21 protein-coding genes and 1 pseudogene are annotated in these 23196 nt (G+C 59.9%); 11 read left to right on the top strand and 11 right to left on the bottom strand.

Going from position 1 to position 23196, the window contains the following annotated elements; genetic code table 11:
- Window positions 1-58: 58 nt before the first annotated feature.
- The gene (locus ACR0E6_RS05185) at window positions 59-2419 is read left to right on the top strand and encodes a xanthine dehydrogenase family protein molybdopterin-binding subunit (protein WP_480581403.1); all 2361 of its coding nucleotides are present in this window, start codon (window positions 59-61) and stop codon (window positions 2417-2419) included.
- Window positions 2420-2513: 94 nt separating this feature from the next.
- On the top strand, window positions 2514-3305 hold the full coding sequence (locus ACR0E6_RS05180; protein ID WP_480581401.1) for an FAD binding domain-containing protein: 792 nt from the start codon (window positions 2514-2516) through the stop codon (window positions 3303-3305).
- A gap of 47 nt (window positions 3306-3352) precedes the next feature.
- Here ACR0E6_RS05180 and ACR0E6_RS05175 read toward each other — a convergent pair whose 3' ends face one another.
- A complete protein-coding gene (locus ACR0E6_RS05175; protein WP_480581399.1) occupies window positions 3353-4252 on the bottom strand; it encodes a MurR/RpiR family transcriptional regulator in 900 nt (299 codons plus the stop codon).
- 89 nt (window positions 4253-4341) lie between these two features.
- Between ACR0E6_RS05175 and ACR0E6_RS05170 the strand changes: the two genes are divergently transcribed.
- Window positions 4342-5103 carry a beta-keto acid cleavage family enzyme gene (locus ACR0E6_RS05170; RefSeq protein ID WP_480581397.1) on the top strand — a complete coding sequence of 254 codons (762 nt, stop codon included), beginning with the start codon at window positions 4342-4344 and terminating at the stop codon, window positions 5101-5103.
- Complete coding sequence (locus ACR0E6_RS05165) at window positions 5100-6422, top strand: aspartate aminotransferase family protein (RefSeq protein ID WP_480581394.1); 1323 nt, start codon at window positions 5100-5102, stop codon at window positions 6420-6422. The genes ACR0E6_RS05170 and ACR0E6_RS05165 overlap by 4 nt, the downstream gene beginning before the upstream one ends.
- A gap of 8 nt (window positions 6423-6430) precedes the next feature.
- On the opposite strand, the gene ACR0E6_RS05160 is transcribed toward ACR0E6_RS05165, so the two are convergent.
- The 8 genes and pseudogenes from ACR0E6_RS05160 to cobA all read right to left on the bottom strand — a co-directional run.
- Entirely contained in the window at window positions 6431-7540 is a 1110-nt protein-coding gene (locus tag ACR0E6_RS05160) for an aromatic ring-hydroxylating oxygenase subunit alpha (RefSeq protein ID WP_480581392.1), read from the bottom strand.
- 242 nt (window positions 7541-7782) lie between these two features.
- On the bottom strand, window positions 7783-8244 hold the full coding sequence (gene infC, locus ACR0E6_RS05155; protein WP_480582217.1) for a translation initiation factor IF-3: 462 nt from the start codon (window positions 8242-8244) through the stop codon (window positions 7783-7785).
- 245 nt (window positions 8245-8489) lie between these two features.
- Window positions 8490-9341 carry a ferredoxin--NADP reductase gene (locus ACR0E6_RS05150; protein ID WP_170450982.1) on the bottom strand — a complete coding sequence of 284 codons (852 nt, stop codon included), beginning with the start codon at window positions 9339-9341 and terminating at the stop codon, window positions 8490-8492.
- A 106-nt stretch (window positions 9342-9447) separates the two neighbouring features.
- Complete coding sequence (locus ACR0E6_RS05145; RefSeq protein WP_170734651.1) at window positions 9448-9855, bottom strand: DUF934 domain-containing protein; 408 nt, start codon at window positions 9853-9855, stop codon at window positions 9448-9450.
- Entirely contained in the window at window positions 9852-10613 is a 762-nt protein-coding gene (locus ACR0E6_RS05140) for a phosphoadenylyl-sulfate reductase (RefSeq protein ID WP_480581390.1), read from the bottom strand. Before ACR0E6_RS05140 ends, ACR0E6_RS05145 begins: the two co-directional genes overlap by 4 nt.
- Window positions 10603-12267: a nitrite/sulfite reductase gene (locus ACR0E6_RS05135; RefSeq protein WP_480581388.1), complete on the bottom strand. Its 1665-nt coding sequence runs from the start codon at window positions 12265-12267 to the stop codon at window positions 10603-10605. Before ACR0E6_RS05135 ends, ACR0E6_RS05140 begins: the two co-directional genes overlap by 11 nt.
- A gap of 66 nt (window positions 12268-12333) precedes the next feature.
- Window positions 12334-12648 (bottom strand): DUF2849 domain-containing protein, encoded by a 315-nt coding sequence (locus ACR0E6_RS05130; RefSeq protein ID WP_170450972.1) that lies wholly within the window; start codon window positions 12646-12648, stop codon window positions 12334-12336.
- Window positions 12648-13427, bottom strand: a pseudogene (cobA, locus tag ACR0E6_RS05125) (uroporphyrinogen-III C-methyltransferase); the annotation flags it as partial. The pseudogene cobA and the gene ACR0E6_RS05130, both read right to left, overlap by 1 nt.
- A 141-nt stretch (window positions 13428-13568) precedes the next feature.
- On the opposite strand from cobA, the gene ACR0E6_RS05120 reads away from it, so the two are divergent.
- Window positions 13569-14048 carry an Lrp/AsnC family transcriptional regulator gene (locus tag ACR0E6_RS05120; RefSeq protein WP_170518306.1) on the top strand — a complete coding sequence of 160 codons (480 nt, stop codon included), beginning with the start codon at window positions 13569-13571 and terminating at the stop codon, window positions 14046-14048.
- Between the two features lie 148 nt (window positions 14049-14196).
- Here ACR0E6_RS05120 and ACR0E6_RS05115 read toward each other — a convergent pair whose 3' ends face one another.
- Window positions 14197-15378, bottom strand: a complete 1182-nt coding sequence (locus tag ACR0E6_RS05115; RefSeq protein ID WP_480581385.1) for a cytochrome P450 — start codon at window positions 15376-15378, stop codon at window positions 14197-14199.
- A gap of 47 nt (window positions 15379-15425) precedes the next feature.
- Here ACR0E6_RS05115 and ACR0E6_RS05110 point away from each other — a divergent pair, with 47 nt between their 5' ends.
- From ACR0E6_RS05110 to ACR0E6_RS05085, 6 genes are all read left to right on the top strand, one after another.
- Window positions 15426-17159, top strand: a complete 1734-nt coding sequence (locus ACR0E6_RS05110; protein WP_480581383.1) for a sensor histidine kinase — start codon at window positions 15426-15428, stop codon at window positions 17157-17159.
- On the top strand, window positions 17156-18385 hold the full coding sequence (locus ACR0E6_RS05105) for a sigma-54-dependent transcriptional regulator (RefSeq protein WP_480581381.1): 1230 nt from the start codon (window positions 17156-17158) through the stop codon (window positions 18383-18385). Before ACR0E6_RS05110 ends, ACR0E6_RS05105 begins: the two co-directional genes overlap by 4 nt.
- A gap of 368 nt (window positions 18386-18753) precedes the next feature.
- The gene (locus ACR0E6_RS05100) at window positions 18754-19755 is read left to right on the top strand and encodes a DctP family TRAP transporter solute-binding subunit (RefSeq protein ID WP_170621739.1); all 1002 of its coding nucleotides are present in this window, start codon (window positions 18754-18756) and stop codon (window positions 19753-19755) included.
- 114 nt (window positions 19756-19869) lie between these two features.
- Entirely contained in the window at window positions 19870-20547 is a 678-nt protein-coding gene (locus ACR0E6_RS05095; protein ID WP_170450960.1) for a TRAP transporter small permease, read from the top strand.
- Entirely contained in the window at window positions 20547-21923 is a 1377-nt protein-coding gene (locus tag ACR0E6_RS05090; RefSeq protein WP_170450958.1) for a TRAP transporter large permease, read from the top strand. Before ACR0E6_RS05095 ends, ACR0E6_RS05090 begins: the two co-directional genes overlap by 1 nt.
- A 140-nt stretch (window positions 21924-22063) precedes the next feature.
- Window positions 22064-22375, top strand: a complete 312-nt coding sequence (locus tag ACR0E6_RS05085) for a DMT family transporter (RefSeq protein WP_480581378.1) — start codon at window positions 22064-22066, stop codon at window positions 22373-22375.
- Between the two features lie 15 nt (window positions 22376-22390).
- Here the strand turns inward: ACR0E6_RS05085 and tpiA are convergent, their stop codons facing one another.
- The gene (gene tpiA / locus ACR0E6_RS05080; protein WP_480581376.1) at window positions 22391-23140 is read right to left on the bottom strand and encodes a triose-phosphate isomerase; all 750 of its coding nucleotides are present in this window, start codon (window positions 23138-23140) and stop codon (window positions 22391-22393) included.
- Between the last annotated feature and the right edge of the window lie 56 nt (window positions 23141-23196).

The raw sequence follows: 23196 nt of genomic DNA, 5'->3' as shown, positions 1-23196 counted from the left end.
GACGCCCGTGGGATGACAGAGGATGCATCAGCATCCGTTTATGGGAGGAGAACAAGCAATGCCCAAAGACAGTGGCATCGGAGCCAGTTCCAAGCGCCGCGAGGACGTGCGCTTTCTGACCGGAGCAGGCAATTACACCGACGACATCAACGTACATAACCAGGCCTATGTGCATTTCCTGCGGTCCGACATCGCGCATGGGCGGATCAAATCTGTCGATACTTCGGCGGCCGAGGGGATGCCGGGCGTGGTCAAGGTTTTCACCGGCAAGGATTTCGAAGGCGTGGGCGGGATGCCCTGCGGCTGGGAAGTGACCGACAAGCACGGCGTGCCCATGCAGGAACCTCCGCATCCGATTCTGGCCCAGGGCAAGGTGCGCCATGTGGGCGATCCGATTGCCGCCGTTGTGGCCGACAATCTGGAACAGGCCCGCGACGCCGCCGAGGCGATTGAGGTCGATATCGAAGAACTGCCTGCCGTGATCGACATGAAGGCCGCCGCACAGGATGGCGCGACACTGGTCCATGACGATCTGAAAAACAACATCTGCTATGACTGGCAGCTGGGCGAGGCCGACGATGCCAAGGTCAATGAGGTGTTTGCCAACGCGGCGCATGTGACCACTCTGGATCTGGTGAACAACCGTCTGGTCGCAAACCCGATGGAGCCGCGTGTGGCCGTGGCCGAGTTCGCTCGTGCGACCGAGGAATATACACTTTATACCACCTCGCAAAACCCACATGTGATCCGCCTGCTGATGTGCGCCTTTGTTCTGGGCCTGCCCGAACACAAGGTCCGTGTGGTCGCGCCGGATGTGGGCGGTGGTTTCGGCACCAAGATCTTCCACTATGCGGAAGAGGCGTTCGTGACCTTTGCCGCCAAAGCTTGCGGCCGTCCGGTCAAATGGTCGTCCAGCCGGTCCGAGGCGTTCATGTCGGATGCTCATGGTCGCGATCATGTCAGTACCATCGAACTGGCGCTGGATGCCGATAATAACTTCATCGGTCTGCGCACGAATACCTTCGCGAATCTTGGGGCGTATCTGTCGACCTTCTCGAGTTCAGTGCCTACATGGCTGCACGGCACGTTGATGGCGGGCAACTACAAGACGCCGGTCATTCAGGTGAACGTTAAGGCGATGTTTACGAACACTGTTCCGGTGGATGCTTATCGCGGTGCGGGTCGGCCCGAGGCGACGTTCCAGTTGGAACGCGTGGTGGACAAGGCCGCGCGCGAATTGGGCGTCGATCCGATTGCCCTGCGCCGTCAGAACTTCGTCACCGAGTTCCCCTATGACACGCCGGTGGCGCTGACTTATGACACCGGCAACTACAACGGGACGATGGACAAGTTGGAGGCCGCCGCCGATCTGGCAGGCTTTGCCGCCCGCCGTTCGGCCAGTGAAGCCAATGGCAAGCTTCGGGGTCTTGGCATCAACTGCTATATCGAGGCGTGCGGGATTGCTCCCTCGAACATCGTTGGCATGCTGGGGGCCCGCGCGGGTCTTTATGACGCGGCGACGGTGCGGGTGAATGCCACCGGTTCGATCAGCGTCATGGTCGGCGCACATAGCCACGGGCAGGGGCACGAAACCGCTTTCCCGCAGGTTGTGGCCGACATGATCGGCATCGACGAGTCGATGGTTGAGATTGTGCATGGTGACACCTCGAAGATCCCGTTTGGGATGGGGACCTATGGGTCTCGGTCTCTGGCGGTCTGTGGCTCGGCCATGGTCAAGGCGACAGAGAAGGTGATCGAGAAGGCCAAGAAGATCGCCGCCCATCTGCTGGAAGCGTCCGAGGCTGATATCGAGCTGAAGGATGGTCAATTCAGCGTGGTAGGCACCGACAAGTCGGTGGCCTGGGGCGATGTGACCCTGACCGCCTACGTGCCGCATAACTACCCACTGGAGGTGGAGCCCGGGCTGGAAGAGACTGCGTTCTACGATCCGGCCAACTTCACCTTCCCGGCGGGGGCCTATGCGTGTGAGGTTGAGGTCGATCCTGAAACCGGTCAGGTCAGCATCGAAAAGTTCACTGCTGCGGATGACTTCGGCAACATCATCAACCCTATGATCGTTGATGGTCAGGTTCATGGCGGGATCGGGCAGGGGATCGGTCAGGCCCTGCTAGAGAACTGCGCCTATGACGAAAACGGGCAACTGCTGAGCGCGTCTTTCATGGATTACGCCATGCCCCGCGCCGATGACGTGCCGTTCTATGGCGTGGATCATTCCAGCCAGACGCCGTGCACGCATAACCCACTGGGGGTGAAAGGCTGTGGTGAGGCCGGGGCGATTGGCTCTCCGCCTGCGGTGGTCAATGCTGTGTTGGACGCGCTGAATTCGGGCGGCAAGGCGGTCGATCACATCGACATGCCCGTGAGCCCGTCGCGCGTTTGGGCGGCGATGAACAGCTGAGAGGTTGGGGTGCGAGGGGCCAGCCCCTCGCGCTCCCCGGGATATTTATAGCCAGATGAAGGGCGGATCCGCGCCTTTCGGAAAGGAAGACGAAATGTACAATTTCGAGTTTGAGAAGCCCTCGACCATCGCTGATGCGGTGGCTGCGTTAGGGTCCGAGGATGCGCAGGCGCTGGGGGGTGGACAGACGCTGATTCCAACCCTCAAACAGCGGTTGGCTGCGCCGTCGAAACTGGTGTCGATGAGCGGGATTGCCGAGATGCAGGGGGTTTGCATCGAGGATGACGGCTCGGTCGCGATTGGCGGGGCGACGACGCATGCGATGGTAGCGCGCGAGGCTGCGGGCAACTATCCGGCGTTGGCGGCGCTGGCGGGTCAGATCGGTGATCCGGCGGTGCGCAATCGCGGCACCCTTGGCGGGTCCATCGCCAATAACGATCCGGCGGCGTGTTATCCGGCTGGTGTGTTGGGATCGGGCGCGACGGTTGTGACCAATACGCGCCAGATCGCGGCGGATGATTTCTTTGACGGCATGTTCAGCACGGCGCTGGATGTGGGCGAGATCATCACATCGGTCCGGTTCCCGGTGCCGCAGGCGGCGAGTTATCAGAAGTTCCTGCAACCTGCCTCGCGCTTTGCTCTGGTCGGTGTGTTTGTGGCGCGGTTCTCGGATGGTGCACGTGTTGCCGTGACGGGGGCCAGCGAGGATGGCGTGTTCCGGTGGTCCGAGGCCGAGGCGGCGCTGAAAACTGCGTTCCGTCCGGATGCGTTGATGGATCTGAAGGTCAACCCGATGAACATGATTGCCGATCTGCATGGCAGCAAGGAATACCGGGCGCATCTGGTTGGGGTGATGACCAAGCGGGCCGTTGAAGCCTGTGTGTGAAGCGGGCAGATTTTTCTGGAAAGCCCCGGCCTGTGCGCCGGGGCTTTTTATGTGCTGCGTATTCTGGGCAGTTTCGGGGCCTGCCAATAGGCGCCTGTATCCTCGCGAGCCTTTTCATAGGCTTCGACCCGGCGCTGGGCGTCCTCGCCACCTGCAGTGAAGAGATGGCTTAGAAGGCATTCCAGCACGGCCATGGCCCCGGAAAAGCTGGAGAAATGGTGCATGGACCGCGTGCTGATCTGTAAGCTGACATCGGGTCGCAATCCCGGCGCGATCACGTCGCTGTCCGAGATCAGGATGATCCGGACCCCTTTGTCCGCGGCAAAGCGCATGGTGCGGATGGTTTCTGCCGAATAGGGCCGCACCGTTATGGCCAGCAGGCAATCGTTGCTGTCCGCGTCCAACAGGTCGTCGGTGGCAGAGCCCATGTGCCGTGGCACCAGTTGCAGGCCGGGATACGCCATGCGGCCTGCGTAGTGGAAATAGTAAGCCAGGGCATAGCTGGCCCGCGTCGCGGTGATGAAACAGCGCTGCGCGTTCAGAATAAGGTTGGTCGCGTCCCTGACGTCGCCGGGGTCCATCAACCGCAGTGATCTTGTAACCACATTCAACTCGTTGCGGGCGAAATCGGCCTGGGCTGCGCTGAACGGCCCGTCTGTCCCTTGGCGTGACAGCCAGTCCTGATGCAGGCGATCCTCTCCGTCCGTGACCAGAGCTTGCCGGAACGGGTGGCGGAAGGCGTCGTAACCGTCAAACCCCATACGCTGGGCAAGGCGCACAAGGACGTTTGAACTGACGCCGATCTTCTCGGCTGTGATGCGGATCGGGTCGAGGCCAAAGTCGCCGGGATGGTCGATCACGTATTTGGCCGCCGCCTGCAATTGCGCCGGCATGTGGTCGATCTCGTGTCTGAGAGCGTTGGTCAACTGGTTGAGGGTGTCGGTCATGGTGTGAAAGAAAACATATGTTTTTAAATTATCCAATTGAAAACGTCCGGGGCATGGATAGATCGGCTATGTGTTTGACGGAGCAACCGATGACCGACCTGCTAAAGCAACCTTACATCCTTGTCGCACCCAATGGCGCACGGCGCGGACATGTGGATCACCCGCACTTGCCAGTTACCATGGAAGAGACGGTCCAAACCGCGCGGGCATGTCGTGAGGCTGGGGCAGATGGCTTGCATCTTCATATTCGGGATGCGCACGGGCAGCATTCGCTGGATGCAGGGCGGTATCTCGAAGCCGTCGTGGAACTGAAAAAGCAGGTGCCCGATCTGGACATTCAAATCACGACCGAGGCCGCGGGCATTTATGGCGTTGATGCCCAGTATGGGTGTTTGCGACAGGTGCGGCCCGGTTGGGCATCGGTCTCGGTGCGCGAGATCGCGCGGGCGCCAGAGATGGCGGATCGTGTCTATGGGCTGTGTCAAGATCAGGGGACGCGCGTTCAGCATATTCTGTATGATGCCGAGGATGCCGCATTGCTGACCGAATGGCAGCGCGCAGGCACTGTCCGAGAGGGGCAGGAGGATCGCCTGTTGGTTCTGGGACGCTATTCGACCGGTCAGGTTTCGTCGCCCGAGGATCTGGATCAGTTCCCGCAGGATCGCTCACCTTGGATGGTGTGCGCCTTTGGGCCGCGTGAACATGCGTGCTTGTACAAGGCCGCGCAGCGCGGCGGTGATCTGCGGGTCGGGTTCGAAAACAGTCTGACGAATTCTGACGGACAGCCATGGGCTGACAATGCGGCGTCGGTTGCGGCGCTGGTGTCTTTGATCAAGGGAGTTTCGAAATGAGCCATGTTTTTCCGCGCCACACCAAGGCTGCTTTGCCCGTCGCCGCCGGGGGCGAGGGGTGTTACCTGATCGATGCCGACGGTAAACGATATCTGGATTGTGGCGATGCGGCGGTGTCCTGTCTGGGGCATTCCAATCCTGCCGTTATCGAAGCGGTTCAAAAGCAGGTCGAACAGATCGCTTTTGCTCATAGCGGGTTCATGACCTCGGAACCTGCCGAGGCGCTGGCGGATTTGCTGATCGAGCATGCTCCGGGTGATCTGGATCGGGTGTATTTTGTCTCGGGCGGGTCCGAGGCGACCGAGGCCGCGATCAAGCTGGCGCGGCAGTATTACCTTGAGATCGGCCAGCCCGAGCGCCGCCATGTAATCGCACGGCGGCAAAGCTATCACGGCAACACGCTGGGGGCCTTGTCGGCGGGCGGCAATGCCTGGCGGCGCGCGCAATTTGCGCCGATGCTGATCGAAATGACCCATATCGCGCCCTGCTATGAATATGCCGAGAAGCCCGAGGGTGAGAGCAGTTTTGACTACGGCCAACGTGTCGCCAATGAGTTGGAGGCCGAAATTCTGCGGCTTGGTCCCGAGACGGTCATGGCGTTCATGGCCGAGCCGGTTGTCGGGGCGACGCTGGGCGCTGTTCCGGCGGTGGACGGGTATTTCAAGCGGATTCGCGAAATCTGCGATCAGTACGGCGTGCTGTTGATCCTGGATGAAGTCATGTGCGGCATGGGGCGGACCGGGCATCTGTTTGCCTGCGACCGTGACGGGATCGCTCCGGATATTCTGTGCATCGCCAAAGGGTTAGGGGCTGGCTATCAACCGATTGGCGCAATGTTGTGCACGGGCAGGATCTATGAGGCCATTCAGAACGGCTCTGGCTTCTTTCAGCACGGGCATACCTATATCGGCCATCCGGTGGCCACGGCGGCGGCTTTGGCGGTTGTTAGCGAACTGACCGGGCGAGATCTTCCCGCGCGCGCCGGTGTGATGGGTGAAAAACTGCAATCGGCGCTGGAAGCTGCCTTTGGCCAGCACCCGAATGTGGGCGATATTCGCGGGCGTGGCCTGTTCCGGGGGATCGAACTGGTTGCGGATCGGGACAGCAAGACCCCGTTCGATCCGGCGCATGGTGTGGCCGGAAAGATCAAGAAGGCGGCAATGGCCGAGGGGCTGATCTGCTACCCGATGTCGGGAACCCGCGACGGCAAGAACGGCGATCACATCCTGCTGGCACCGCCCTTCATCATCGAAGAGCCGCAGATTGACGAGTTGGTTTCAAAACTGGCGAAAGCCATCGATGCGACGCTTCCGGTCTGAAAAAGGGGTCAGAGGGCCGTGTTCTGCATGGCCTTCTGATAATGCGCGTTGAATGCCATGATCGGATGCTCTGACTGGGACGAGCAGGCATTGTCCACCACCAGCGCACCATGACCAATGGCACCGCTTTCCAATCCGCGCTGCACCGAATCCACAATCGGGCCGTCCTCGGCAAAGGTGGTGGTGCGGTGTTGCAGGATGATCTCGCGCTCGACTGTGTTGGGGGTGGCGTCGGGCAGCCACCAGTCGACCTCAATCTTGGTGGAGTTCACGCTCAGCGGTTTCCAGCGATAGGTGTTCACGATGCCACCGGGATAGACCTGCAGCGCGAACAGGGGAAAGAACCACCAGGTCAGGAATTTGTCCGTGCGCGCGGCGGGGTCTGCCACGTATTCATAGGATTTCTGGGAATCCGGCCGAGCCGGGCTTGCGTGGCGAATTCCGTAATCGTGACCGCGCGTCTGGTATTGATCCGGGTCGACAACGCCTGTGGTCAGGGTCTTGTGCACCACGGCGCAGTGGTAGCATTCGTTGAAATTCTCGGCCACGACCTTCCAGTTTGCACTGGCCAAGCGTTCCGTGCGATCGGCGCGCTGGTAGGTGGGCAGGTTGGGGGCATAGTCCGAAATCTCGCCAAGCGCTTCCTGTGCCAGTTCGGCCATCGGGCGAGCATCCGCATCCAGATTGACCAGGATCAACCCAAAAAAGACCTCAATCCGCACCGGGCGCAGTTTGTACTGGCTTTTGTCGAACCCGGGAAAGGCAGTGGCATTTGGGGCGGCGCGCAGCTGACCGGTCGTGTCATAGGTCCAGGCGTGATAGGGGCAGGTCATCTTTTTGGCGCAGCCCTTGCCATTCAGCAGCTCATGCCCGCGATGCACGCAGACATTGTAGAAAGCGCGGATTTCACCATTCTGACCCCGGATCACAATCACCGAGATGCCGCTGATATCCTCGACAACATAGTCTCCGAGGTTGGGCAGGTCGGTTACATGGCCAACCAGTTGCCACGCGCGTCTGAATATGCGGCTGCGTTCGGTGGCAAACACGGCCTCGTCGCAATAGGCCTGCGACGGAAGCGACTGATAAACGCCGCCGGCAAAAGACATTTCACCCATCGTAGCCTCCCAAGGATCCGTGGCATTCGGATTGATCCAAACCCCGATCCACATCTTTCCGGATTGCGCCAAGGCGGCGTCGAAATCAGAGCGTCTGAAATCGACCTGTTGTCGCTTTCCGGCTTTCAGGATGTGCGGATTATCTCGATGGGATGCAAATCGCGTTCAATGACGTTCAGGTGAACAAAAAAACCCTGCCAGATCGTCTCTGACAGGGTTCGAATTGGGATTGCTTGCAGGGACTATTTCTGCGGCAGCGGGCCGATCATCATGATCATCTGACGGCCTTCCATCTTCGGCATGTTCTCGACCTTGCCGATATCCTTGATGTCTTCGGCTACGCGTTCCAGCAGTTCGCGCCCCAGGTTCTGGTGCGCCATCTCACGACCGCGGAAACGCAGGGTGACTTTGACCTTGTCGCCCTTTTCCAGAAATTTGAAGACGTTCTTCATCTTGACGTCATAATCATGCGTGTCGGTGTTGGGCCGGAACTTGACCTCTTTCACCTCGATGATCTTTTGTTTCTTGCGGGCCTCGGCTTCGCGCTTCTGCGTTTCGTACTTGTACTTGCCAAAGTCCATGATCTTGCAGACCGGCGGATTCGCGTTGGGCGAGATCTCGACCAGATCGAGGCCGGCATCGGCGGCAAGTTGCATGGCTTTGGCGGGATGAACCACCCCGACATTTTCACCTTCAGCACCAATCAGGCGGATTTCGGGGGCACGGATTTTGTCGTTGACGCGCGGTCCGGTATCTCTCTGCGGCGGCGCGTTGTGGGGTCTGCGAGCTATGGGTTCATTCCTTTGATGATTGCAGAATTTCGAGCCCGGAATTTAGACCGGGCCGGGCAGCGTTTCAAGCAGCATAAACGCCTGTAAGTCGGAAATTCCCGTGAATTGTCGCGGGAATCGGCTGGCCGGGTCAAGAAAGGCCCGGCCAGCCGTGTCGATCAGCCGACAAATGCCTTTTCGATCACGAATTCCTTGGGTTCCGAGTTTGCGCCCTCGCGCAGGCCGAACTCTTCCAGGATTTCCTTGATGTCCAGGTTGAAGGCCAGCGAGCCGCAGACCATCGCGCGGTCGGTTTCGGGCTTGATGCCACCTTCGATGCCCAGATCGGCAAATACTGTGCCGTCTTTCAGCAGTTCCGTAATGCGGCCCATCTTGGGGCTCTCTTCCCGCGTTGTCGTCGGGTAGTAGCGGATCTTGTCGGCAAAGCCTTCGCCCATCAGTTCGGCCAGCAATTCATCCTGACGGATGCTTTCAATCAGCTGGCGGCCATATTCCAACTCGGCCACTTCGCGGCAGGTGTGGGTGATGATGACCTCATCATAGTCTTCATAGGTCTGCGGCTCACGCAGCAGCGAGGCAAATGGCGCAAAGCCGGTGCCGGTGGCAAAGAACCACAGACGTTTGCCGGGCAGCAGGGCATCATGGACCAGAGTGCCGACGGGCTTGGGCCGCAGGATGATCTGATCGCCGGGTTTGATATGCTGCAGCTTCGAGGTCAGCGGGCCGTCCTGCACCTTGATCGAGTAGAATTCCAACTCTTCATCCCACGAGGGCGAAGCAATCGAATAGGCCCGCAGCAGAGGTTTCTGACGCCCGGTTTTGGGGTCGGGGTCGCCCATCAGGCCGATCATCACAAACTCGCCCGAGCGGAACCGCAGCGTCGCAGGGCGCGACACTTTGAACGAGAACAGGCTGTCGGTCCAATGCTTCACATCGGTCACAGTCTGCGCGTCGGGCAGTACGGGGGCCTTTACGGCGGTTGCTTCACTCACGGGTTTCATCTCTGTCATCGTTTCACTGCCGGTGAGGTAAACCGACATCTCCGTTTAATCTTTGATCCAAGTCAGGAAAAGGGGACAGTTTGCCCCCTTCCTTCACAAGCTGGCGATGGCGGCCTTAGCCGCGCAGGCGGGCCTGGTAGTTGTTCTCTTTCCAGTCGGCGCGGGCCAGCCACTGATCTTCGGGTTGACGGGTCGCCAGGGTGTTGTCGATTTCAACCTCGTCAAACCCGCTGCGGCGGGCCATGGCGTATTGGTCGGCCAGAACGTGCCCCTTGGCGCGCAGACGGCCGGTAAAGCCTTTCAGGCGCAGCACGCGCGCGATGGTGAACCCGCGCCCATCCGCCGAGGACGGAAAGTCCACGCGTACCATTTTTGCGCTGCCCAGACGGTCAATCAGCTCATCCGGGTCGGTGTCCGAGGCCACATCCAGCGCCACAACATCATTCGCGGCGTCTTCCAGGGTCACAAAGCCGTCGGTCCAGTCATCGGGGGCGAACCCCTCATCCGTTACGATTACGTTCATGTTTTCTCTCCGGCGCGCACCATCTTGCCATCGACAAAATGGATGCCGCATTCTTCCTTGTTCTGGTCGCGCCAGCGCCCGGCGCGGGGGTCTTCGCCCTCTTTGACCGGCGAGGTGCAGGGCGCACAGCCGATCGATGGGTATCCTTTGGCCACCAGCGGATGCCGGGGCAGATTGTTTTCTTCCATATAGGCGCGCACATCTTCGGGCGCCCAATGGGCCAGCGGGTTCACCTTGATCCGGCCCGTTCCGTCCTCGACCTCGAAGAAGTCAAGCGCGGCGCGGGTGCCGGACTGGAATCTCTTGCGCCCGGTAATCCAGCCGCAATACCCGGTCAATGCCTGTTGCAGCGGGAAGGTCTTGCGCAGGTTGCAGCACGCATCCGTATCCCGCAGGCGCAGCGCGACATAGGGGTCTTCCCGCTGAATGTCCTGATCATCCGCGCGGATGATATGAACGTTTTTCAGGCCCAGACGCTCGCTGACCTCCTGCTGGTATTCCAGCGTTTCGGTGAACAGCATCTGCGTGTCCACAAACAGCACCGGGGTCATCTTGTCGACCACCGCCGCCATATGCAGCAACACCACCGATTCCGCCCCAAAGCTTGAGACCAGAGCAAGCTCGTCGATCTCTTCGATTGCGCCATGCATGACGTCATGGGCGCTGTGGTGGCGGAACCGGTTGTTCAGCGCGTCAACCTTGTCGGTCAGTTCGCGCCTGTCTGCACCCAGTTCCGTCTGGATAAGGTCAAGCGGCATTCGCCTGAGCCTCGGGGTAGAGGGCCGCCTTGAACGGAGCCATACCGACGCGGCGATATGTTTCCAGGAAGGTTTCTTCGGCGCTCTCACGCTGGTTCAGGTAGGTGTCCACGATGCGTTCGACGGCTGGCACGATCTCGTCATAGGCAAAGCCCGGACCGGTGCGGTCGCCAACGGCGGCTGTTTCGGTCGCGTCGCCGCCCAGCGTGATCTGGTAGTTTTCGACGCCTGCGCGATCCAGACCCAGGATGCCGATATGGCCCACATGGTGGTGGCCACATGCGTTGATGCAGCCCGAGATCTTGATCTTCAGGTGACCGATATCATGCTCCAGCTTCAGCTCGTCAAACCGGGTCGCGATTTCCTGCGCAACCGGGATCGAGCGGGCCGTCGCCAGCGCGCAGTAATCCATGCCGGGGCAGGCGATGATGTCGCTGATCAGGCCGATATTGGCTGTGGCCAGTTCGTATTCTTTAAGCTTGGCATGGATCGCGGGCAGGTCCGATTTGTGGACATGCGGCAGGATCACGTTCTGCTCATGGCTGATACGCAGCTCGTCATAGGCGAACTCTTCGGCCAGATCGGCCATCACACGCATCTGCTCAGCCGTCGCATCACCCGGCGTCTGGCCGTGTTTTTTGATCGAGATCGTGACAATCGCGTGGTCGGCATTCTTGTGCGGTGCGATGTTGGTATCGACCCACGAGCGGAAAACCGGATCGTTGGTATAGGCGCTTTCAAACGACGCAACCGAACCTTCGCGGAAGGCAGGTGCCGCAAAGTGGCCCTTGATCTCGTCCAGCAGGTTCATGTCGGCGCCTTTGAACTGCGGGCGGACTTGCAGGAAGCGTTCATTGACCTTGGCGCGGATGGCGTCGATGCCGTGTTCATGCACGGTGATCTTGATACGCGCCTTGTACTTGTTGTCGCGGCGGCCGATCTGGTTCCAGACGGATACGGTGGCCTCAAGGTAAGCCAGCAGGTCGTCAAAGGCGACAAATTCGGACAGTTCCTTGCCGATCATCGGGGTCCGGCCCAAGCCGCCGCCCACGATAACGCGGGCACCCAGAATGCCGTCACGCTCGACCAGTTGCAGGCCGATGTCATGCGCCTTGATCACGGCGCGGTCATTTTCGCTGCCGGTGATGGCGATCTTGAACTTGCGCGGCATGAACTGGAACTCGGGGTGGTCGGTGGACCACTGGCGCAGCAGTTCGGCATAGGGGCGCGGGTCGGCGATCTCGTCCGCGGCAGCACCGGCGAAATGGTCGGCGGTCACGTTTCGGATGGTGTTGCCCGAGGTCTGGATGGCGTGCATCCCAACCTCGGCCAGCGCGTCCAGCATATCCGGCACGTCGTTCAGTTTCGGCCAGTTATACTGGATGTTCTGACGGGTGGTGAAATGGCCATAGCCCTTGTCCCACTTCTCGGCCAGCAGGGCCAGTTGGCGCATCTGCGCGCTGTTCAGCGTTCCATAGGGAATGGCGACCCGCAGCATATAGGCGTGCAGTTGCAGATACAGGCCGTTCATCAGGCGCAGGGGTTTGAATTCATCTTCGGTCAGCGAGCCGTCAATACGACGCTCGACCTGCGCGCGGAACTGTTTGTTGCGCTCTGCCAGGAATGCTGTGTCGAACTCGGAGTAGCGATACATATCTAGCTGTCCTTAGTTGCAGCCCCGAACTTTGGGGCCTTTGGGGAGAGGAAGAGGGGCCGGAAGTCAGGCCCGGGGCTGCGTTTCAGTTTCCTGCTTGCCATGGGCATAGTTCGAGGGCCCGGTGCGGCGGAACTCCTCGCGGAAATGGGTGGGTTCGGGGCCGTTTGCGCCAGCGGCTGCATCGGCAAGATAGGCACCAACGATCTTGTTGGCTTGGCGGGCGGCGTCCAGCAGACGGACCTGCGCGTGGGCTTCATCAGTGATCAGCTCGGCCTCGGACAGATCGCGCGACCAGCGGTCATCCTCGGTCTGGTAGATCACGTCGCCTTCCAGCAGGTCATTTGCAGTGACAACTTTAGGGGTAAAAGCGCGGGCCATCAGGCAAGCTCCTTATTGAATTCGGTCAGGGCCTCGGCCGCTTGGCGCGGGGCAAGGCCATAGAATGTCAGAACCGGGCCGTCCATTTCGGCGGCACTCAGGTCGGTGGGCAGTTGATCGAGCGTGCTTGCCACAACGCGCTGATCCGGGCGCGAGGCATTTTCGATCAGTGTTACAGGTGTGGCGCGGTCCGCGCCGTGCATGATCAGGCGACCCTGGATGAAACGGGCGGATTTTTTGCCCATGTAAATCGCGGCAACCGATCCCTCGCGCGCCAGAGCGGTCCAGTCGTGATCGGCAAAACCCTTCATGTCGTGTCCGGTCAGGAACCGAACCGATGAATTGCGCCCGCGCCGGGTCAGGCTTTGACCGATGCCCGCAACGGCTGCAGACGCCGCCGTGATGCCGGGAACGATGCGCCACGAGATACCTGCGGTTTCAACAGCTTCGATTTCCTCGTCCAGCCGCCCAAAGACAGTCGGGTCGCCGGATTTCAGACGCACGACGCGGTTGCCTTTCAGAGCATAGTCGACCAGCAGCGCATCAATATCGGCCTGTTTCCACGACGGGCCGAACCCGGCCTTACCAACGTCGACCAAATGCGCGCTTTGCCCGGCAAGGGTCAGGACGTCTTCGCCGATGAGACGGTCATGCAGAACGACATCCGCGCGCTTAAAGGCTTTCAGGGCCTTGAGCGTCAGCAATTCCGGATCACCAGGACCAGCGCCGACAAAGTCGACATGTCCTGTGCGTCCTGTTTCGTTCGTAAGCTGCATCAGATCGTCCAGAGCTTGGTTTGACTTGCCCTGCAATATAGGAAATATTCCCACCAAACCGCCATATCGCGGAATAAATAAGAACGTGCGTCTTTTCTAATGACCTGTTTGGGACGAGCGTTTCGAAACTGAAGGAAAAATGGAATGTCGGTGCGGATAGACGATACGGATCGGAAAATTCTGGCTGAGCTGCAGCGCGATGCCAGCCAGTCGCTGGACGAAATAGCAGCCCGGGTCGGCAGTTCCAAGACCCCGGTTTGGAATCGAATCCGCAAGCTCAAAAGCGCCGGAATCATTGGTCAGCAAACGGTATTGCTGGACGCCGAAGCGCTGGGGTTCGAGGCCACTTTTTTTGTTCTGATCCGCACATCCGAGCACGAAGCCGACTGGCAGCGTAAGTTCCTGAAAGCCCTTCGGGATCAACCCGAAGTGCAAGAGGCACACCGGCTGGCAGGGGACATCGACTATATTCTGAAAGTACGGGTTAAAAATGCCCGCGCCTATGATCAGTTTTACCAGTCTCTGATATCAGAGGTTCGTGTCCACAACGTCACCGCATTGCTGTCAATGGAAGAGATCAAGTCCACGACCATGCTTCCCTTGAACGCCTTGGCCAGCACCTAAGGGGGTTGGGGGCGCTGCCCCCGCCGCCCCTGTCGGGGCGACTCCCCCGGGATATTTCCAGCCAGATGAACAGGGGATCCAGACTTCATCTGGCTAAAAATATCCCCGCCGGAGGCATCGCACGGAACGCGCGATTTGATTTTAGGCTTCAGGCCAGAACCATTAGGTGTTCAAGGCCGTGAAAATGGTAGCTGTCCGAGTATGTTGGCGGCTCGGTCAGGTGCAGATTGGGGCATCTGTCGAACAGGATGGGCAGAGCGATGCGCATCTCGAGCCGGGCCAGGGGCGCGCCAACGCAAAAGTGCAGGCCGCCGCCAAAGCTTGAGTTTGTTTTGACCGGACGCTTTGGATTGAAGATATGCGGGTCCGGCCATGCCTCGGGGTCCCGGTTGGCGGCACCCAGCAACAGCGCAACCTGATCGCCGCGTTTGAAGGAATGGCCAAAAACCTCAACCTCTTCATAGGCATAGCGGGTGAACATATGCAGGGGAGGATCGAAGCGCAGGATCTCCTCCACAGTGCCATCGATTGCATCCGGCCCAAGGACACTGCTACCCAGACCGCATTGAAGAAGGGTTTTTACACCATTCCCAAGTGAGTGGACCGTCGCCTCATGCCCTGCATTGAGCAGCAGGATGCAGGTGGCGATCAGTTCATCGGTTGACAGCCTGTCGCCTTCTTCTTCTGCCGCAATCAGACGCGTGATCAGATCGTCACGCGGGTTGGATCGTCGTTGTTGGATGTAACCGTTCAGAAAGGCGGTGAAATCCTGTGCGGATTGCGCTGCGTTCTGTTCAGTCTCTGACGTGCGGCTTGCCTGATACATCGCGACCATGTCGTGGGACCATCTGAGCAGGTCGGGGGACATGCTTTCGGGCACCCCCAGCAGGCGGCAGATCGTTATGACAGGGACTTGCGTGCAATAGGCATCCAGCAAGTCGAATGGCCGGTCCGGAAACTGATCAACAAGGTCATGGCACAGGGTTTCGATCGACGGGGCCAAGGCGGCAATGGCGCGCGAGGTGAAGGCCCGTGTGACCAAAGCCCTCAGCCGCGTGTGGCGGGGTGGTTCAGCCTCAAGCAGCGAATGAGCCTCGACCGCAAGCCACGGGGCCAGGTGATCCGGGCCGGGTTTTGCAAGCTCAGCCGGGATTTCGCGACCAAACCGGCGGTCGCGCAACAGCGCGTGGACCGCCTTGTGCGAAACGGCGGCGACCATGTTGTAGTCGCTCCAATAAACCAAATCTCCATGCGCGCGGGCTGTATCATAGAACGGATAGGGGTTCTGAACGAAACCCGGATCGGTCGGAGATTGAGAGACGGTCTTCATGCGGCGCAGACTTGCCATCGGGCGGCGTGAATGCAAGACCCTATGTCATGCAAAGGTTTTGGGTCATTTGCGGTTTCCTGATCGCGGTCGGTTTATTGTCGGCGAGCGTCTGGTCCTACGGGTATCGGCAGGCGCTGTCGCAGCTGAGCGAAAAGGCCGAAGCCGATTTGGAGCTGGCCGCCGACAGGTTGAGCACTCAGATGCAGGTCTATCAGGAGCTTGCGGTTCTGATGGCGGGGCATCCAACGCTGGCCGCGCTGGAAACGTCCCAGCAGCAGCAGGAGGCGCGCAAAGTGCTTTTGGATGTGGCCGACAAGACGGCTGCGGTCAACATGATGTATCTGGATCGAGATGGCCGCGTTCTGGCTTCGGCCCAGCCGGTTGCGCAGCGCAGCATGGCGGGGCATCCGGCGTTTGAGCGTGCATTGCAAGGCGCGATGGGCAGTGCGCATGGTGTCGAAACCGAAAGCGGAAACAGGATCTATTCCTACGCGGCCCCGGCTTTTGGCCCGGCCGGGCAAGTCGTAGGGGCCTTGATGGTGTTCGCCGATGTTCAGGATGTCGAACAGACCTGGCGTGGAAGTACCGAAGCGGTTTTCTTTGTTGATCACAACGGCGTCGTCTTTATCTCGAACCGGTCCGATCTGTTGTTCTGGTACCGCGCCGACGGGCAGCGGGGGTTGACGCCGCCCGAGGGCGCGCCGGTCGATTTTGCTTCGTCCTGGGTTGGCGGGCACGAGTTATGGCGGTTGAACTGGGGCCGTTACCTGCCGCAGCACGCGCTGCATCTGACGCTTGATCTGCCGGTGATCGACATGACCGCCGAGGTGCTGGTGGATGTGGCCCCGGCGCGGCGGTTGGCCGGGTTGCAGGCGGCGGCGGTGGCCGCGATCTGTCTGGCCTTTGGCGCCTTGCTGTTTCTGGCCACCGAGCGGCGGCGGACCTTGGCCGAAGCCAATGCCGTGCTTGAAGGCCGCGTGGCAAAGCGAACGCGAGACCTGACGACAGCCAACACGGCCCTGCGGCGCGAAGTGGCCGAGCGGCAGGAGGCGGAAGCCGCCTTGAAGCAAGCTCAGGCGGATTTGGTGCAGGCCGGTAAGCTAAGCGCATTGGGTCAGATGTCGGCGGGCATCAGTCACGAATTGAACCAGCCCTTGATGGCCATTCAACAGTTCGCCGACAATGGTGCAGCCTTCATGGAGCGGGGGCAGGGTGAAAAGGCCGGTAAAAACTTGGGCCGTATCTCGGAAATGGCCGCGCGCATGGCGCGGATCATCAAGAACCTGAGGGCCTTTGCGCGAAATGAAAGCGAGCCTATGGGCAAGGTCGATCTAGTTCAGGTGATCCAATCGGCGATTGAACTGACAGAGGCAAGATTGCGTGAAGAAGGGGTGACGTTGGACTGGACCCCACCGACCCATCCGGTGAATGCGTGGGGCGGTGAAGTTCGTTTGGCGCAGGTCTTTGTGAACCTGATCAACAACGCCATCGACGCGATGAGCGGGCAGGAAGACAAGCGTATCGTGATCGAGATTGAAACCGGAGATCGCGTTGTTGTGGCGATACGCGACAGCGGGCCAGGTATCGAAGACCCCGACAAGCTGTTTGAGCCATTTTATACCACCAAATCCGTCGGCTCGTCCGAAGGCATGGGGCTGGGCCTGTCGATTTCTTACGGGCTGGTGCAGAGTTTTGGCGGCAATATTCGCGGTGCGAACGCCGAAAACGGTGCGGTATTCACTGTCGAGCTTGAGTATTTCAGGGAGGAAGAGGTTGCATGACGCGCAGGGTCCTTCTGGTCGATGACGACGCCGCCGTTCGCGAAGCGCTGGCGCAAACTCTGGAATTGGCCGAATTCACGCCGGTTCCGGCAGGATCCTTTGTTGCGGCAAAGGATCATATCCGGGCGGATTTTCCCGGTGTCATCGTCTCGGACATTCGGATGCCGGGGCGTGACGGTTTTCATCTTCTGACCTATGCGCGCGATGTGGACCCCGAACTGCCGGTGATTTTGTTGACCGGTGAGGGGGATATCCCGATGGCGGTGCAGGCCATGGGGCAAGGGGCGTTTGATTTTCTGGAAAAGCCCTGCGCGGCCTCGGATCTGCTGGCGGTGCTGGAACGCGCTTTTGCGCAGCGGTCGCAGGTCATGGAAAAGCGTGCGCTGAAGTCCGAGCTTGAGCGCGGCGATCCCGCAGCGCGTCTGTTGTTCGGCCTGTCATCACAGGCCGAGGCGTTGCGCGAGCGGGTGCGAAGCGTCGCCCCGACCGGGGCCGAGGTTTTGGTGACCGGACCGCCGGGCAGCGGGGTGTCCAAGGTGGCCGAAGTTGTGCATCTGATGTCTCCTGTCGCGCAGGGCCCCTTTGTGAAGCGCGCGGGATCCGCGTTGACTACTGAGGAGCTACTGCAAGGGTGCGAGGATGCTGCGGGCGGATCCTTGTTTCTGGATGAGATCTCGGCAATGCCGCAGGCCACGCAATATGCGGCTCTGGAACGGATTGAACAGGGCACGGATGCCCGGATCCTTGCAGGGACAACGGCGGATCTGGCCGCGCTGTCGGACGAGGGGCGTTTCAACGCCGATCTGTTCTATCGTCTGGACGTGATGCAGGTGCGCATTCCGTCTCTGGCCGAGCGGCCCGAGGATATCCCGGTCATCTTTCGTCACTATGTGGCGCAAGCCGCCGAACAGGCCGGTATCCCCGAGCCCGAGATCACCTCGGACCATCTGGCGTCGTTGATGGCGCGCGATTGGCCGGGGAATGCACGGTCGTTGATGTCTGCAGCGATGCGATTTGTGTTGGGCATGCCCGAGGATGTCGCTCAGGCCGCGGAACTTGGGTTGAGCGATCAGATGGCGCGGGTCGAACGGTCGTTGTTGATTGCGGCTTTGGGGCGGCACAATGGCAAAGCCTCGGACGCGGCAAAGGCACTGAAACTGCCGCGCAAGACGTTCTATGACAAGCTGGCGCGGTATCAGATCCGCCCCGAGGATTATCGCAGATAAGCAGACACTCCCGCCAGCTTTGCCCGCATTTTCATCCGGTCAAAGCTGTTGGGCCGGGCAGCCCGCTGGCGCGGGCTGCGGTGGGTGTGATGGGGCAATGGGATTGATTCTGGACCGGTGATTCGAAAACCGTGCGGATTTCCGCACATCTTGGTTTTCCGCTGTGCGGATTTCCGCACACCCTTGGCTGGGTGATAAAATACGTGCCTGAAAGGTATAATTTAAGTATCGGTTATTATTATATAAATAACGACCCTTCATCCCCGGAATCAAAACGTTGTGCGGTAAGATTTGATTCGCTTCACTGCCCGGCATGCGGTGCCCCTCTGGCATCTGATGGAATGTTTTGAAGTCTGGGAGGAGAACAGATGAGAGTTTTGACAACAGCCGCGACGGCTCTGGCATTGGCGGTAACCGCCTCGGCGGGTATTGCGGCGTGCGACGACGGTGAAATCGTCGTCAAGTTCGCGCATGTGACGAACACCGACAAGCATCCGAAAGGTATCGCTGCCTCGCTGCTGGAACAGCGTGTAAATGACGAGATGAACGGCGTGATGTGTATGGAGGTCTATCCGAACTCGACCCTCTACAATGACGACAAGGTGCTTGAGGCGATGCTGCAAGGCGACGTGCAACTGGCCGCGCCGTCGCTGTCGAAGTTTGAGAAGTTCACCAAACAGTTCCGCCTGTTCGACCTGCCGTTCATGTTCAAGAACATCGATGCCGTGGACGCGTTCCAGGCCTCGGCCGATGGTCAGGCGATGAAGGACAGCATGCAGCGCCGTGGCCTGCAGGGGTTGGCCTTCTGGCACAATGGCATGAAGCAAATGTCGGCGAACAAGCCGCTGGTTGATCCGTCGGATGCGGATGGTCTGAAATTCCGGGTGCAGTCCTCGGACGTGCTGGTTGCGCAGATGGAAGCGATCGGTGGCAGCCCGCAGAAAATGGCGTTCTCGGAAGTCTATGGCGCGCTGCAACAGGGCGTTGTGGACGGGCAGGAAAACACCTGGTCGAACATCTACGGCAAGAAGTTCTTCGAGGTGCAGGACGGCATTACCGAGACCAATCACGGCATCATCGATTATCTGGTCGTGACCTCGGTGGATTGGCTGGACAGCCTGGACCCCGAGGTGCGTGACCAGTTCATGACCATCATGGACGAAGTGACCGAAACCCGGAACAAGGAAGCCTTTGCCGTGAATGAAGCAGCCAAAGCGTCGATCACCGACGCGGGTGGTATCATTCGTGAACTGAACCCCGAACAGCGTCAGGCCTGGGTTGATGCGATGAAGCCCGTCTGGGATCAGTTCGCCGGTGACGTGGGGCAGGACAAGATCGACGCCGCACAGGCCATCAACGCCGGGTTCTGATCCGGTCAGGCCGCGCGTCCGGGGACTGGGGAGTTAACGACGCGCGGCCTTGGCGGGCCGCTTCAAAGGCCCGCCGCAAGTTACTCTCATCACGAAAAATGCGGGGACAGAAAGATGTCTGGTGCGAAATCCGGCCCGGCTGGGCTGGTCGACCATATCGAAGAGACCGTGATTGCATTGCTGCTGGGCCTGATGACGGCCGTGACCTTTGCCAATGTGATCGCCCGGTTCTTTTTTAACTCGAACATTCTTTGGGCGCTGGAACTGACGGTGTTCATGTTCGGCTGGCTTGTGCTGCTGGGCGCGTCATATGCGGTCAAGAAACACGCTCATCTGGGGGTCGATGCGATCCTGAACATGCTGGCCCCCGCGCCGCGTCGGATCCTGGCGCTGATCGCCGTGGCCTGTTGTCTGGTGTTCTCGCTGCTGTTGCTCAAGGGTGCCTATGATTACTGGGCGGTATTTGCTGACCTGCCGCCCACATCGGGTCGCTGGTTCCCGACCGGGTTCAATTTCGACGCCCGCAGCCAGAGTTTCTATGAAGTTGACGATATTCCGATGATCGCACCGCTGCGGTTCCTGGAAGACCTGATCAACTATGGCGAATATTACGAGAAACTGCCCAAGGTCGTTCCGTATTTCATCCTGCCTTTGTCGATGCTGCTGCTGGTGATCCGCTTTGCGCAGGTTGCCCTGCAGATTTGGCGCGGTGAAACGGACCGTCTGGTCGCCAGCCACGAGGTTGAGGACGAGATCGAAGAAGTGCGCGCGCAGCAGGGAGGACATGACTGATGGACGTTGTACTTCTTTTCTCGATGGTCATCGGCCTGCTGCTGATCGGGGTTCCGATTGCGGTGGCGCTTGGCCTCAGTTCGACCCTGTTCCTGCTGATTTATTCCGACAGTTCGCTGGCTTCGGTCGCGGGCACGCTGTTCGAGGCGTTCGAGGGGCACTTTACCCTGCTGGCGATCCCGTTCTTCATTCTGGCCTCGTCCTTCATGACCACGGGTGGGGTGGCACGGAGGATCATCCGGTTCTCGATTGCATGCGTGGGGCATCTGCCCGGTGGTCTGGCGATTGCGGGCGTGTTTGCCTGTATGCTGTTTGCTGCGTTGTCCGGGTCGTCCCCGGCGACCGTTGTGGCCATCGGCTCCATTGTCATCGCCGGGATGCGTCAGGTGGGTTATTCCAAGGAATTCGCCGCCGGTGTGATCTGTAACGCGGGGACGTTGGGCATCCTGATCCCGCCCTCGATCGTGATGGTTGTCTACGCGGCAGCCGTCGAGGTCTCGGTCGGGCGGATGTTTCTGGCGGGTGTCATTCCGGGCCTGATGGCCGGTCTGATGCTGATGATCACCATTTACGTTATGGCCAAGGTCAAGAACCTGCCCAAAGGTGACTGGAAGGGTTGGGGCGAGATTTTCACCTCGGCGCGCGAGGCGGGTTGGGGCCTGTTCCTGATCGTGATCATTCTGGGCGGCATCTATGGCGGTATCTTCACCCCGACCGAGGCCGCAGCGGTGGCCGCTGTTTACGCCTTCCTGATTGCCAGCTTTGTCTACAAGGACATGGGGCCGCTCAGTACGGAAGAGGGGACGGCGAATATTCCGCTGTTCAAGAAACCGCATGCTCTGGTCACCGCGTTCTTTCACCCTGACACCAAACATACGCTGTTCGAGGCTGGTAAACTGACCGTCACGCTGCTGTTCGTGATCGCCAACGCGCTGATCCTGAAACATGTTCTGACCGACGAGCAGGTCCCACAGCATATTGCCGAGGCGATGTTGTCTGCCGGTCTGGGTCCGGTGACCTTCCTGATCGTGGTCAACGTGATCCTGCTGATCGGCGGTCAGTTCATGGAACCCTCAGGGCTGCTGGTCATTGTCGCCCCGCTGGTCTTCCCGATTGCGATTGAGCTGGGCATCGACCCGATCCATCTGGGCATCATCATGGTGGTGAACATGGAAATCGGGATGATCACGCCTCCGGTTGGTCTGAACCTGTTCGTGACTTCGGGCGTGGCTGGTATGCCGATGATGAGCGTCGTGCGGGCTGCGTTGCCGTTTCTGGCGGTGCTGTTCGTCTTCCTGATCATGGTGACGTATATCCCGTGGATTTCGACCTTCCTGCCGAATTCGGTCATGGGGCCTGAGATCATAACGAACTAGCGAATTTGTGGCCGGGCTGCGCGTGTTGCCCGGCCACACCCTTGAACCCGGGGCGGGGATGCCTATCTCGGGGTCAGAGGACGACCTCCCCACCACGGGCAGATCATGCGGGACGACCCGCGTTGACAAGGGGTCATCTCATGGCATGGATCATGCTTGTTTTTGCCGGAATTCTCGAAATTGTCTGGGCGGGTGCGATGAAGCAATCCGCTGGTTTCACGCGGCTTTTGCCAACCGCGATCATGGGGATTTCCATGATCGGCTCGTTTGGGTTGCTGTCACTGGCGATGCGGGATCTGCCGCTGAGCACTGCTTACACGATCTGGGTCGGCATCGGCGCGGTTGGCGCGTTTCTGGTGGGCGTCACGGTGCTGGGTGAGGCGCTGACGCCCCTGCGCCTGCTGGCAGCGGCGTTGATCATTGCCGGGATCGTGACGATGAAGCTGGCCTGATTGTGCGGCCCCGGCTCAGACGCTTTCCAGCGCCTCGATGATGCCCGAGAAATCCGCAGCTTTCAGGCTGGCCCCGCCGACCAGCGCGCCGTCTACGTTCGAAACACCGAAAATTTCGGTCGCATTGGACGGCTTGACCGAACCGCCATATAGCAACCGGACCGAGCGGCCGACGCCCTCGCCAAAACGGCGTTCCAGACGGGCGCGGATGAAATCATGGACCTCACCGATCTCTTCCAGCGTCGGAACCTTGCCGGTGCCGATGGCCCAGATCGGCTCGTAAGCGACAATCAGATTCTCGCCGGTTGACTGGTCCGGGATCGAACCCGACATCTGCCCGCCGATGATGTCCAATGTGTTGGCGGCCTCGCGCTGTTCGAGGCTTTCGCCGACGCAGATGATGGCTTTCAGGCCTGCATCCATGACCGATCTGGCCTTGGCGCGCACGTCTTCGTTTTGCTCGCCATGATCCACGCGCCGTTCCGAATGGCCCAGAATGACTGCCGTGGCACCGGCGTCTTGCAGCATCTCGGCGCTGACATCACCGGTATGCGCGCCCGAGTGTTCTGCGTGGCAGTCCTGCCCGCCGACCGAGACGCCAGTACCCTCAACCATCTCGGCGGCGCGGTGCAACAGGGTGGCCGGGGGACAGATCAGAATATCGACCGAAGGCGAGGGGTGCTTGGCCGCAAGTTGCTTAAGCTCGGCAAGCGCTGCGCCGGTTCCGTTCATTTTCCAGTTTCCAGCCGCCAGCTTGCGCCGCATATCGAACTCTCCCTGCGAATTTGGTTGTTTGGGCCATCGGATAGCATCGATGATCG

The organism is Ruegeria sp. AP12 (genome assembly GCF_056540025.1).
This window is presented reverse-complemented; position numbering and strand designations above follow the sequence as displayed.

Excerpts from the sequence above, each read along its gene's own strand:
- ACR0E6_RS05185 (WP_480581403.1), top strand. The coding sequence starts at position 59 with ATGCCCAAAGACAGTGGCATCGGAGCCAGTTCCAAGCGCCGCGAGGAC.
- ACR0E6_RS05180 (WP_480581401.1), top strand. The coding sequence starts at position 2,514 with ATGTACAATTTCGAGTTTGAGAAGCCCTCGACCATCGCTGATGCGGTG.
- ACR0E6_RS05175 (WP_480581399.1), bottom strand. The coding sequence starts at position 4,252 with ATGACCGACACCCTCAACCAGTTGACCAACGCTCTCAGACACGAGATC.
- ACR0E6_RS05170 (WP_480581397.1), top strand. The coding sequence starts at position 4,342 with ATGACCGACCTGCTAAAGCAACCTTACATCCTTGTCGCACCCAATGGC.
- ACR0E6_RS05165 (WP_480581394.1), top strand. The coding sequence starts at position 5,100 with ATGAGCCATGTTTTTCCGCGCCACACCAAGGCTGCTTTGCCCGTCGCC.
- ACR0E6_RS05160 (WP_480581392.1), bottom strand. The coding sequence starts at position 7,540 with ATGGGTGAAATGTCTTTTGCCGGCGGCGTTTATCAGTCGCTTCCGTCG.
- ACR0E6_RS05150 (WP_170450982.1), bottom strand. The coding sequence starts at position 9,341 with ATGACAGAGATGAAACCCGTGAGTGAAGCAACCGCCGTAAAGGCCCCC.
- ACR0E6_RS05145 (WP_170734651.1), bottom strand. The coding sequence starts at position 9,855 with ATGAACGTAATCGTAACGGATGAGGGGTTCGCCCCCGATGACTGGACC.
- ACR0E6_RS05140 (WP_480581390.1), bottom strand. The coding sequence starts at position 10,613 with ATGCCGCTTGACCTTATCCAGACGGAACTGGGTGCAGACAGGCGCGAA.
- ACR0E6_RS05135 (WP_480581388.1), bottom strand. The coding sequence starts at position 12,267 with ATGTATCGCTACTCCGAGTTCGACACAGCATTCCTGGCAGAGCGCAAC.
- ACR0E6_RS05130 (WP_170450972.1), bottom strand. The coding sequence starts at position 12,648 with ATGGCCCGCGCTTTTACCCCTAAAGTTGTCACTGCAAATGACCTGCTG.
- ACR0E6_RS05120 (WP_170518306.1), top strand. The coding sequence starts at position 13,569 with ATGTCGGTGCGGATAGACGATACGGATCGGAAAATTCTGGCTGAGCTG.
- ACR0E6_RS05115 (WP_480581385.1), bottom strand. The coding sequence starts at position 15,378 with ATGAAGACCGTCTCTCAATCTCCGACCGATCCGGGTTTCGTTCAGAAC.
- ACR0E6_RS05110 (WP_480581383.1), top strand. The coding sequence starts at position 15,426 with ATGCAAAGGTTTTGGGTCATTTGCGGTTTCCTGATCGCGGTCGGTTTA.
- ACR0E6_RS05105 (WP_480581381.1), top strand. The coding sequence starts at position 17,156 with ATGACGCGCAGGGTCCTTCTGGTCGATGACGACGCCGCCGTTCGCGAA.
- ACR0E6_RS05100 (WP_170621739.1), top strand. The coding sequence starts at position 18,754 with ATGAGAGTTTTGACAACAGCCGCGACGGCTCTGGCATTGGCGGTAACC.
- ACR0E6_RS05095 (WP_170450960.1), top strand. The coding sequence starts at position 19,870 with ATGTCTGGTGCGAAATCCGGCCCGGCTGGGCTGGTCGACCATATCGAA.
- ACR0E6_RS05090 (WP_170450958.1), top strand. The coding sequence starts at position 20,547 with ATGGACGTTGTACTTCTTTTCTCGATGGTCATCGGCCTGCTGCTGATC.
- ACR0E6_RS05085 (WP_480581378.1), top strand. The coding sequence starts at position 22,064 with ATGGCATGGATCATGCTTGTTTTTGCCGGAATTCTCGAAATTGTCTGG.
- tpiA (WP_480581376.1), bottom strand. The coding sequence starts at position 23,140 with ATGCGGCGCAAGCTGGCGGCTGGAAACTGGAAAATGAACGGAACCGGC.